9 protein-coding genes are annotated in these 10,246 nt (G+C 66.6%); 4 read left to right on the top strand and 5 right to left on the bottom strand.

Annotation, left to right across the window (positions count from 1 at the left end; all coding sequences use genetic code 11):
- Nucleotides 1-300: 300 nt before the first annotated feature.
- The 3 genes from WDC87_RS21140 to WDC87_RS21130 all read right to left on the bottom strand — a co-directional run bounded on the left by WDC87_RS21140 (nt 301) and on the right by WDC87_RS21130 (nt 2,986).
- Nucleotides 301-1,866, bottom strand: a complete 1,566-nt coding sequence (locus WDC87_RS21140) for a protein adenylyltransferase SelO (protein ID WP_072168287.1) — start codon at nt 1,864-1,866, stop codon at nt 301-303.
- 32 nt (nt 1,867-1,898) lie between these two features.
- Entirely contained in the window at nt 1,899-2,588 is a 690-nt protein-coding gene (locus tag WDC87_RS21135) for a glutathione S-transferase (RefSeq protein ID WP_111007450.1), read from the bottom strand.
- Between the two features lie 188 nt (nt 2,589-2,776).
- The gene (locus WDC87_RS21130; protein ID WP_005416210.1) at nt 2,777-2,986 is read right to left on the bottom strand and encodes a cold-shock protein; all 210 of its coding nucleotides are present in this window, start codon (nt 2,984-2,986) and stop codon (nt 2,777-2,779) included.
- A 302-nt stretch (nt 2,987-3,288) separates the two neighbouring features.
- On the opposite strand from WDC87_RS21130, the gene WDC87_RS21125 reads away from it, so the two are divergent.
- Nucleotides 3,289-3,777, top strand: coding sequence for a YaiI/YqxD family protein (locus WDC87_RS21125; RefSeq protein ID WP_301655312.1), 489 nt, complete (start codon nt 3,289-3,291; stop codon nt 3,775-3,777).
- Between the two features lie 13 nt (nt 3,778-3,790).
- Here WDC87_RS21125 and WDC87_RS21120 read toward each other — a convergent pair whose 3' ends face one another.
- Complete coding sequence (locus WDC87_RS21120) at nt 3,791-4,660, bottom strand: pseudouridine synthase (protein WP_252744839.1); 870 nt, start codon at nt 4,658-4,660, stop codon at nt 3,791-3,793.
- A gap of 124 nt (nt 4,661-4,784) precedes the next feature.
- Here WDC87_RS21120 and WDC87_RS21115 point away from each other — a divergent pair, with 124 nt between their 5' ends.
- The 3 genes from WDC87_RS21115 to WDC87_RS21105 all read left to right on the top strand — a co-directional run bounded on the left by WDC87_RS21115 (nt 4,785) and on the right by WDC87_RS21105 (nt 8,675).
- Nucleotides 4,785-5,333 (top strand): YaeQ family protein, encoded by a 549-nt coding sequence (locus WDC87_RS21115; RefSeq protein ID WP_072168291.1) that lies wholly within the window; start codon nt 4,785-4,787, stop codon nt 5,331-5,333.
- Entirely contained in the window at nt 5,330-6,514 is a 1,185-nt protein-coding gene (locus WDC87_RS21110; protein ID WP_061477923.1) for an NAD(P)/FAD-dependent oxidoreductase, read from the top strand. The genes WDC87_RS21115 and WDC87_RS21110 overlap by 4 nt, the downstream gene beginning before the upstream one ends.
- A gap of 91 nt (nt 6,515-6,605) precedes the next feature.
- Entirely contained in the window at nt 6,606-8,675 is a 2,070-nt protein-coding gene (locus WDC87_RS21105; protein WP_072168347.1) for an EAL domain-containing protein, read from the top strand.
- A gap of 112 nt (nt 8,676-8,787) precedes the next feature.
- On the opposite strand, the gene fabV is transcribed toward WDC87_RS21105, so the two are convergent.
- On the bottom strand, nt 8,788-10,047 hold the full coding sequence (fabV, locus tag WDC87_RS21100) for an enoyl-ACP reductase FabV (RefSeq protein WP_301655313.1): 1,260 nt from the start codon (nt 10,045-10,047) through the stop codon (nt 8,788-8,790).
- Between the last annotated feature and the right edge of the window lie 199 nt (nt 10,048-10,246).

Raw genomic sequence — 10,246 nt, 5'->3', positions numbered from 1 at the left:
TAATAAACAAACCAAACAAAATGATTAGTTGGTTTGTGTGGGGGTGGTTTTTTTTTTAATAAAAAACAACCAACCACGGGCGGGGGGGGGGGGTGGGGGGGGGGGGGGGGGGGGGGGGGGGGTGGGGGGGGGGGCGGGAGCCGGCCCGCGCGGCCGCGGGGGGGGGGGGGGGGGGGGGCCCCCCCCCCCCCCCCCCCCCCCCCCGCCAGACCATCAACAATCCAGAGCCGCTTTGGCTTTGGCTTTGGATTCGGCCCTTGCCTCTGCAGGTGCAGGGCGCAGCCCTGCCGAAACCCACCCTCAGGAACTGCAGGACAGCATCGAGCAGCCGGCGCGGTTGTCGGCCCACGCCGGGCGCTTGCCGGCGAAGTGTTCAAGCCCCGGGCGTTCGGTGTATGGGTCGCGCAGCACGTCCTGCAGCGCATGCACACCGCCGAGGTCACCCTGCTCTGCGCGGTCGATCGCCTCCTGGGCCAGCCAGTTGCGCAGCACGTACAGCGGGTTGGCCGCTGCCATCTTCGCCAAGCGTTCGCGGGCCGACAGCGGATCGCTACGCAGGCGCGCTGCGTAGTCCTGCAACCATTGCTGCAACGGCGCCTGCACCGAATGCTTGCGCGCCTCGTCGTAGTACACCGCGTCCAGAACCGTAGCGTCCGCTGCCGACGGGTCGATGCGCATCAGTGCACGCCAGGCCAGGGTCATGTCCATGGCGCCCTCCTGCATCAGCTGCTGCCAGCGCTGGTAGAGCTGCAGGTCGTCATCGTCGGCAGCAGCCAGCCCCAGCTTCGATGCAGCATCGCGACGCGTGCAGGCCACGAAGGTGGACTGGTAGGCCGCCAGGCCCGCCTGCAGCGGTGCGACATCGGCGAACAGCGGCGACAGCGCCTGCGCCAATCGGCTCAGGTTCCAGTACGCCACCTGCGGCTGGGTGCCGAAGCGGTAGCGGCGCCCCTGGGCGTCGGTGGTGTTCGGCGTCCACTCCGGATCGAAATCCTCGACCCAGCCATAGGGGCCGTAATCAAGTGTGAGACCGAGCACGGACAGGTTGTCGGTGTTCATCACACCATGCACGAAGCCGACACGCATCCAGTGCGCGATCATCTCGGCGGTGCGCACCGCGATCTGCGCGAACCAGTCGCCATACAGTGCCTCGCCCTGCCCCTCCAGCCCGGGGAAATCACGGGCGATGCAGGTGTCCACCAGCTGTTGCAGCAAGGCCGTCTCGCCACGCGAGGCCGGCAGCTCAAACGAACCGAAACGCAGGAACGACGGCGAGACCCGGCACACGATGGCGCCAGGCTCGGCACGCGGGTGGCCGTCATAGAACATGTCGCGCACCACCTCCTCGCCGGTACCGACCAGCGACAACGCGCGCGTGGTCGGCACGCCCAGGTGGTGCATCGCTTCGCTGCACAGGAACTCGCGGATCGACGAGCGCAGCACTGCCCGTCCATCGGCACCGCGCGAGTACGGGGTCGGGCCGGCCCCCTTCAGCTGCAGCTCCCAGTGGCGGCCATCGGGTGCCACCAGCTCGCCCAGCGAGATCGCACGTCCGTCGCCGAGCTGGCCGGCCCAATGGCCGAACTGATGGCCACCGTAATTGGCGGCCCATGGCTGCATGCCGGCGTACAGCGCGTTGCCGCCGAATACATCGGCGAAGCCTTCGCTCTCGATCTCGGCAGCATCGAAGCCGAGCATCGTGGCAACCTCAGGCGACCACGCCAGCAACGTGGGCGCCACCACCGGGGTCGGCATCACCGGCGACCAGGCCGCGCCCAGCACTTCGCGCCTGCGCGGGCCGGATTCGGGGTCGCCCGGCAGGGTGTGCAGCAGGCGGTTGTCGAAACGGAGGCTGTCGGTATCCATGGTGCTGAAGATGGGGGCGACGGCCGCCCGCCTCAATTGCCGCTGAGCGCCTGCAGGTGGCCGCCGTGGGCCTCGGCACGCTGGTAGGCCGGGCGCTCACCAATACGCTTGAGAAAGCCGCGCAGCGCCGGCTTGTCGTCGAGCCCATCGCCACGTGCGGCAGCGGCCTGGATCGGGAAGCTCATCTGGATGTCGGCCGCACTGAAGCGCTCACCGGCAAACCACGGGCTTTCAGCCAGACGGCGCTCCATCCAGTCCAGATGCAGCCGCCGCTGCGGGCCGATGAAGCCGCGCTCGGCCTTGTCGGCAATGCTGCGTGCGATCGGGCGCGCAAAGAACGGCATCGGCGCGTTGCGTATGCGGCCCATCACCAGAGTCAGCAGCAGCGGCGGCATCGCCGAGCCTTCGGCGTAGTGCAGCCAGTAGCGGTAAGCGATGCGTTCGGCCCCGTCAGCCGGCATCGGTGACGGCGACAGCTGGCGTTGCGTGTCGTAACGGTCAGCGAGGTAGTCGAGGATCGCACCGGACTCGGCCAGTACCAGCTCGCCATCCTGCAGCACCGGTGACTTGCCGAGCGGATGCACGTTGCGCAGTTCCGGCGGCGCCAGCAGCGTCTTCGGATCACGCGGATAGCGGCGCAGTTCGTAGTCCAGCCCCAGCTCCTCCAGCATCCACAGCACGCGCAGGGAACGGGAGTTTTCCAGGTGATGAACGATGCGCATGGGGACGGTCCTCGGGAAGGTCTCCATCCTACCGCGCCGGCTGCATGCCCTTTGTAGAGCCGAGCCATGCTCCACTGTCTTTGAGAACTGTCGAGCGTGGCTCGACTCTACAAAAAACAGCGGGCAATAAAAAACGCCGGAAGCTCTCGCTTCCGGCGTTCTCTGGCTACCCAACGGTAGCAGACGGATTAGACCGCCTGCACCTGGTCAGCCTGCATACCCTTCTGACCCTGGACGGCGATGAAGGTAACCTTCTGGCCTTCCTGCAGGGTCTTGAAGCCGGTGCCCTGGATCGCGCGGAAGTGCACGAACAGGTCCGGGCCGCTTTCCGGGGTGATGAAGCCGAAGCCCTTGGCGTCGTTGAACCACTTGACGGTGCCGGTCTGACGTTCAGACATTTTACTAACTCCTGAAACACATGTTGAAAAAAATCGCAGCCACCGGGTATCGGGGCCGAGACTGAGTTGCAGGCGTTGGTAAAGCGGATCGATGAGCGGATCGTGAGATCAACTGCACCAGGCCACGATTCACGGTGACCCTAGCAAACACAGTGGGTCGCACGATACGCGTGTTTTCCGCAAAAAGCGATAGTCCCGACGTTCATGGGAACAGGTCACCCGCTAGGCGTGACAAGGGTTGGCAGCCGTTCGCGGCTAACCCCGAGCCCCCATTCAGGTTTTTCCTACCCTACACTGGGGAAATGACTGAAGCTGAAACCCCCGCTGAATACGCGCCCTCTCGCATCTGGGTGGACGCGGACGCCTGTCCCACTGTCATTCGCGACATCCTGTTTCGTGCGGCTGAACGGGTGGGGATCGAACTGACCCTGGTCGCCAACCAGTGGATCCGCACCCCGCCCTCACGCTGGCTGCGCTCGATCCAGGTGCCGCAGGGCCTGGACGTGGCCGACAGCGCCATCGTCGAGCGGGTCGCCGCCGGAGACCTGGTCGTCACCCAGGACATCCCACTGGCTGCGCTGGTGCTGGAGAAAAAGGCCGTGGCGCTGAACCCGCGCGGCCAGCTGTACACCCCGAACACCATGGCCGAGCGGCTGTCGATGCGCAATTTCATGGAGGAACTGCGCGGCGCCGGGGTCCAGACCGGCGGACCGCCGCCCTTGGGACCCCGCGACCGGCAGCTGTTCGCCGCCGAGCTGGACCGCTGGCTGGCGCGACGCCCGGCCCGCTGAGCGCCTGGCCGCCCTATGCCGGAAGGCTCAGGCTGCGGCCGCTGCTGAACATCCGTCGTGCGCCACTCAACGGGTCGTCGAAGGCCAGGCCCCGCGCCAGCAGCTGCAGCGGTGACTCGGCCACATTCAGTGGCCGTTGCCGAAGCTGCGGGTACAGGTCGTCACCCAAGATCGGCGCCCCCAGCATGGCCATGTGCACGCGCAACTGATGCTTGCGGCCGGTCTCCGGCAGCAGCCGGTAGCGCCAGATCGCCCCTTCGGCCTCGATCAGCTCGATCCGGCTGCGCGCATTGGGCTGACCGGTCACTTCGGACATGCGGAAGAACGGCTCGCCCGGCACCAACCGGCTGTCCCGCTGCAACGGAAACGCCAGCCCCGGCAGCGCCGGTGCCAGGGCCTCATAGGTCTTCTCGATGCGCCGCGCACGGAACAGGCGCTGGTAAGCATCGCGCGACCCTCGCTGGGTCGAGAACAGCACCAGCCCGGCCGTCAGCCGATCCAGCCGGTGCAGCGGTACCAGATCAGCATTGCCGGTGCGGGCGACCAGCCGCGCCAGCAGCGTCTCGCGCACATGCCCACCCGCAGGTGTCACCGGCAGGAAATGCGGCTTGTCGGCTACCAGCAGGTGCGCATCCAGATGGACGATGGTCTCGACAAAGGGAATCACCGGTTCGTCGGCCACCTCGCGGAAGTACTGGATCTCCCGCCCGACCTGCCAGGGCATGTCCGCAGTGAGCGCCCTGCCCTGCGCATCCAGCACACGGCCACGCGCGAAGCGATCCTGCCATTGCGCGCGCGCGATGCGCGGGAAACGTGCACACAGGCCATCCAGCAGGGTGGCCCAGGGCCCGGGCGGCAACTGCAGTCGGCTGGGCAAGGTCATGGCGTCCACTCCGGCCACGGGAAAGAACGCAAGCGTGCCACCGTTGACGCTGCGCAGACAGCCCGGCCACGGACACCCCCGGAGCAAACCTCTATCATTGTCCTCTTTAGTCCACGGATCCCCCATGGCTCTTACCGCCACCATCCGCAAGGCCGAACTGCAGATCAGCGACATGGATCGCGGCTACTACGCGACCCACAACCTGACCCTGGCCCAGCATCCGTCCGAGACCGACGAGCGCCTGATGGTGCGCCTGCTCGCCTTCGCGCTGAACGCCGGCGACCGCCTGGAGTTCGGCCGCGGCCTGAGCACCGATGACGAACCCGACCTCTGGGAACACGACTACACCGGCGACATCCTGCAGTGGATCGACCTGGGCCATCCGGACGAATCGCGCATCCGCAAGGCCAGCAACCGCAGCCGCCAGGTGCAGGTGGTCAACTATGGCGGCAACGCCTCGGAGATCTGGTGGGGCAAGCAGAGCAAGGGCCTGGCGCGCTTCGACAACCTCTCGGTGGTCGACCTCGACGGTGCCTTCGTAGAGCTGTGGGGCCAGCAGATCCAGCGCGCGATGCGCTGGAGCGTGCTGATCCAGGACGGTGAAGTGCAGCTGCTCAACGATCAGATGCAGCTCGACGTGATCCCGACCTGGCGCAAGCGCGCCAAGGCATGAGCACGATCCGTTGTGACGTGGTGGTCATCGGCGCTGGCGCAGCCGGGCTGATGACCGCGATCACTGCCGGCCAGCGCGGCCGCCAGGTGCAGGTGATCGACCATGCCAACAAGGTCGGCAAGAAGATCCTGATGTCCGGCGGTGGCCGCTGCAACTTCACCAACACCGGCACCACACCGGCCAACTTCCTGTCGGCCAACCCGCATTTCTGCAAGTCGGCGCTGGCCCGCTACACACCCTGGCATTTCATCGAGCTGGTGCACAAGCACGGCATCGCCTATCACGAAAAGGAACTGGGGCAGTTGTTCTGCGATGTCTCCTCCAAGCAGATCGTGAAAATGCTGGTGGACGAATGCCAGGCGGCCGGCGTACAGATCCGTACCGACTGCAGCGTGCAGCGCATCGAGCATGGCAGCGATGGTTTCCGCGTGCACACCACGCACGGCCTGTTCCATTGCGCCTCGCTGGTGGTTGCCACCGGTGGCCTGTCGATTCCCAGCATGGGGGCCAGCGGCTTTGGCTATGAAGTGGCCCGCCAGTTCGGTCACCAGGTGCTGCCGACCCGCGCCGGGCTGGTACCGCTGACCCTCAGCGGCAAGCACCAGGAGCGGCTGGCCGACCTCAGCGGCGTCGCACTGCCGATCGAGGCGCGCTGCAACGGCAAGAGCTTCCAGAACTTCATGCTGCTGACCCACCGTGGCGTGAGCGGCCCGGCCATCCTGCAGATCTCTTCGTTCTGGCAGCCCGGCGATGCGCTGGAGCTGGACCTGTTGCCGGGCCAGGATGCGGGCGAGTGGCTGCGCCAGATGAAGCGCGACCGCCCCGCCGCCGAGCTGCGCACGGTGCTGGGCGAGGTACTGCCGAAGCGGCTGGCACAGCGGCTGTGCGAGCACTGGCTGCCCGACCGCCCCGTGCGCCAGCTGGACGAGCCGGTGCTGCGCCAGGCTGCGCAGCTGCTGGGCGCATTCCCGCTGGTGGCCAGCGGCACCGAAGGCTACCGCACCGCCGAGGTCACCCTGGGCGGCGTGGACACCGCCGAAGTGTCATCCTCAACGATGGAATCCAAGCGCGTCCCCGGCCTGCACTTCGTTGGCGAGGTGCTGGACGTGACCGGCTGGCTGGGCGGCTACAACTTCCAATGGGCCTGGGCAAGCGGGCACGCAGCGGGCGGCGTGGTGTGAACCACTTCGCCGTTCCATGCGCGCAAGGGGGACGCGCATGGACGGTTCGCCGCGCATCGTGTATCTAGATTCGCAGATTGGGGAGCAGTGCATGCAGAACGCGAACGACATCACCATCCGCCTGCTGATCGTCGATGACAGCGGCGAGAATGCCGAAGCCATCGTCAGCACCCTGCGCAACAGCGGCATCGCGGTACGCCCGTGGCGCCCACAGGATGCAACCGAGCTGGCCCAGGTGCTGACCAGCCAGGCCATCGACCTGGTGCTGGCCTCGCCGTCGCAGGGCATTCCGCTGCAGCTGGCAGCCCAGCACATCGCTGCCAGCGGCAAGGACATCCCGCTGGTGCTGCTGGCCGAGCGCATCGACGAGGACGAACTCGTGCAGGCCAGCAGCCATGGCATCCGTGCCCTCGCCCTGCGCCAGCGCCCCGAGCACCTGCTCGCCGTGGTCCGCGACCAGTGGGTCGACCTGCAGGCACGCCGCGGCCTGCGCCGCATCGAGGCGCAGATGCGCGAGACCGAGCGCCGCTGCGACGCGCTGATCGCCTCCTCGCGCGACCCCATCGCCTACGTGCATGAAGGCATGCACATCCGCGCCAACGACGCCTACCTGGAGATGTTCGGCTACGAGCATTTCGACGACATCGAAGGCATTTCGCTGCTGGACATGGTCGCCGCCCAGCACGTGGAGGGCTTCAAGCAGCTGCTGAAGGGCCTCAGCCGTGGCGAGGCGCCGCCGCCTCAGTACCAGCTCGACGCGCGCCACCAGGACGGCAGTGCGTTCCCGGCGACGATGGAATTTGCGGCGGCCACCTACGAGGGCGAGTCCTGCCTGCAGGTGGTGCTCCGCCGCCGCATGGAGTTCGACCCCGAACTGGCACGCGAGGTCGAGGACCTGCGCCAGCGCGACCAGGTCACCGGCCTGCTCAATCGCCCGACCTTCATGCTGCAGCTGGAAAGCGCGGTGGCCCAGGCCGGGCGCAGCGAGGGCCAGTTCGGCCTGCTGCTGATCGAGCCGGACCACTACGCGCGCCTGCTGCCGGATATCGGCCTGGCCTCGGCCGACACCCTGATCGGCGCCCTCGCCGCCCTGCTGGCCGAAGTGGTTGGCGAGGACGCGCAACTGGCCCGTTTCGGCGAGCACAATTTCGCCGTGCTGCAGGCCGGGCCCTACGCACAGACCGTGGCGCTGGCCGAGCGCATCCGAGAAGCCTACGCCGCACACGTCTTCAGCATCGGCGCACGCTCGGCCACGGTGACGGTCAGCATCGGTGGCGTGCAGGTCGGTGAGAAGATCGCCAGCATCGGCCAGGTGCTGGCGCGCGCCAGTGAATGCACCCAGGCTGCAGCCGAGCTGGGTAACACCTGCCGCATCTTCGACCCGGCTGCTGCTGACCGCGTCGAGGAAGAGCGTGTGCAGCGCTGGGTGGCGCGCATCCGCGAGGCGCTGGCCGGCGACGGTTTCCAGCTTCACTACCAGCCGGTGCTGAACCTGCAGGGCGAACCACTGGAACTGTACGAAGCCTATCTGCGCCTGGAAAACAACGGCGAGCTGCTGAGCCCGACCGCGTTCCTGGGCATCGCCGAGGAACACGGCCTGCTGGCCGACATCAACCGCTGGGTGGTCTCGCAGGCGATCGCGGTGCTGGGCGAACGCGCACGTGCGGGTCATGCCACCCAGGTGCTGGTGAAGGTCACGCCGGAATCGTTCGATGACCCACAGATGATCGCCACCCTGCGCCGCGAGCTGCAGGCACAGGGCGTGCCCGGCGAACGGCTGTGGCTGCATGCACCGGAAGCGAAGGTGTTCACCCACCTGCGCAGTGCACAGCAGTTCCTTGCCGAAGTGGCGCCACTGGGCTGCCGCATCGGCCTGGAGCAGTTCGGTTCCGGGCTGGACTCGTTCCAGCTGCTGGCCCACTTCCAGCCGCAGTTCCTCAAGCTGGACCGGGGCTTCACCAGCGACCTGGCCGCCACCCGCGAGAACATCGACCGCATCAGCCAGATCACCGCGCGTGCTCAGGAAGCGGGCATCTGCACCATTGCCGAATTCGTCAGCGATGCCAACTCGATGACGCTGCTGTTCAGTGCCGGCGTGGATTACGTGCAGGGCGATTTCGTCGGCCCGGCGCTGCCGGAGATGGGCTTCGAATTCGGGTGATGCCTCTCTGTAGCCGAGCCATGCTCGGCTGCGGGACTCAAGCGAAGAGCAGCCGAGCATGGCTCGGCTCTACACAAACCAGAAGGCCGGCTTTCGCCGGCCTTCTGCTTGATCAGGTCATGTCGACGAGATTTTCGATCTTCACGTCCGGATTGACGTCGGCCTCGTAGTCGACGCCCTCCACGCCAAAACCGAACAGGCGCAGGAAGTCGGCCTTGTAACCGGCCAGGTCGCTGATTTCGTACAGGTTCTCGTTGGTCACCTGCGGCCACAGCGCGACCACCTTGCCCTGCACGTCTGCGGCCATTTCCTTGTAGTCCGCACGCAGGCGGCCTTCCTCATCGACCAGCGCGACGGTGTGGCCGCCGCCATCGACCAGGTCATGGCGCAGGCGATCAACCGCCGTGCCATCAGCCTCGCCGCCGTAAAGGATGTCGTACAGCACGTCGAGCTGCTCGATGCAGCCTTCGTGAGTGCCCTTTTCCTTCATCACCTTGAACAGCAGCGACAGGTACAGCGGCATGGTCGGAATGGCCGAGCTGGCCTGGGTCACCACGGCCTTCAGCACCGACACGCGCGCGTCGCCGCCGATTTTCGCCAGCTTTTCGCGCAGGCCCAGCACCTTGGTGTCCAGGTCCTTCTTGGCCGCGCCGATCGAGCCATTCCAGTAGATCGCCTGGGTGATCTCTTCGCCCACGTAGGTGAAGGCCGTGGTGGTACAACCATTGGCCAGCACGCCGGCATCGGCCAGTGCATCGATCCACATCTGCCAGTCCTCGCCGCCCATCACCGCGACAGTGCCGGCGATCTCTTCCGGGGTGGCCGGCTGCAGGGTGGTTTCGGTGATCACTTCCTTGTCGGTATCCAGCCCGCGCAGGGTGATCGGCTCGCCGATCGGCTTCAGCGTGGAGCTGATGATCTCGCCGGTCTTCGGGTGCTTGCGGCGCGGCGCGGCCAGGCTGTAGACAACCTGGTCGACCTGGCCCAGATCGGCCTTGATCATTTCGATGGTCTTCGCCTTCACTTCATCGGAGAAGGCATCGCCATTGATGCTCTTGGCATACAGGCCGGCTTCGTCGGCGTACTTGTGGGACGCGGCCGAGTTGTACCAGCCCGCGGTACCCGGCTTGGTTTCACTGCCCGGTCGTTCGAAGAAGATACCGAGGGTGGCAGCGCCACTGCCGAAGGCAGCGGTGATGCGTGCGGCCAGGCCGTAGCCGGTGGAGGCGCCGATCACCAGCACACGCTTGGGACCGTTCTGGATCGGCGGGCGCGCACGGATGTAGTCGATCTGCTGCTTGACCGCGGCCTCGCAGCCGGTCGGGTGGGTGGTGACGCAGATGAAGCCGCGGACGCGCGGTTTGATGACCATGGATACCTCGGGTTGGCAGATGCGGCGCACGGGGCGCTCAGCAGGAGTACGGGCGCGCACGCGCGCGAACCGCAGGATCGTAGTGCGCGGGGGAAGATTGCACAACCGACGCTGGCGTAGGGTGGTGTTTCTTTTGCAGGGTTGCACCCTGCACCCGCAGAGGCCTGAGCAACGGCCAGAGCCAGAGCAACGTCAAAAG

This window comes from Stenotrophomonas maltophilia group sp. Smal12, assembly GCF_037079935.1.
Taxonomy (GTDB): domain Bacteria; phylum Pseudomonadota; class Gammaproteobacteria; order Xanthomonadales; family Xanthomonadaceae; genus Stenotrophomonas; species Stenotrophomonas sepilia.
The sequence above is the reverse complement of the archived record's forward strand: the minus strand, read 5'-3'. Positions and strand labels throughout refer to the sequence as shown.

Bases quoted from the DNA above. Each gene is read 5' to 3' on its own strand.
- WDC87_RS21105 (WP_072168347.1), top strand. From the start codon at position 6,606: ATGCAGAACGCGAACGACATCACCATCCGCCTGCTGATCGTCGATGAC.
- WDC87_RS21115 (WP_072168291.1), top strand. From the start codon at position 4,785: ATGGCTCTTACCGCCACCATCCGCAAGGCCGAACTGCAGATCAGCGAC.
- fabV (WP_301655313.1), bottom strand. From the start codon at position 10,047: ATGGTCATCAAACCGCGCGTCCGCGGCTTCATCTGCGTCACCACCCAC.
- WDC87_RS21130 (WP_005416210.1), bottom strand. From the start codon at position 2,986: ATGTCTGAACGTCAGACCGGCACCGTCAAGTGGTTCAACGACGCCAAG.
- WDC87_RS21125 (WP_301655312.1), top strand. From the start codon at position 3,289: ATGACTGAAGCTGAAACCCCCGCTGAATACGCGCCCTCTCGCATCTGG.
- WDC87_RS21110 (WP_061477923.1), top strand. From the start codon at position 5,330: ATGAGCACGATCCGTTGTGACGTGGTGGTCATCGGCGCTGGCGCAGCC.
- WDC87_RS21135 (WP_111007450.1), bottom strand. From the start codon at position 2,588: ATGCGCATCGTTCATCACCTGGAAAACTCCCGTTCCCTGCGCGTGCTG.
- WDC87_RS21120 (WP_252744839.1), bottom strand. From the start codon at position 4,660: ATGACCTTGCCCAGCCGACTGCAGTTGCCGCCCGGGCCCTGGGCCACC.
- WDC87_RS21140 (WP_072168287.1), bottom strand. From the start codon at position 1,866: ATGGATACCGACAGCCTCCGTTTCGACAACCGCCTGCTGCACACCCTG.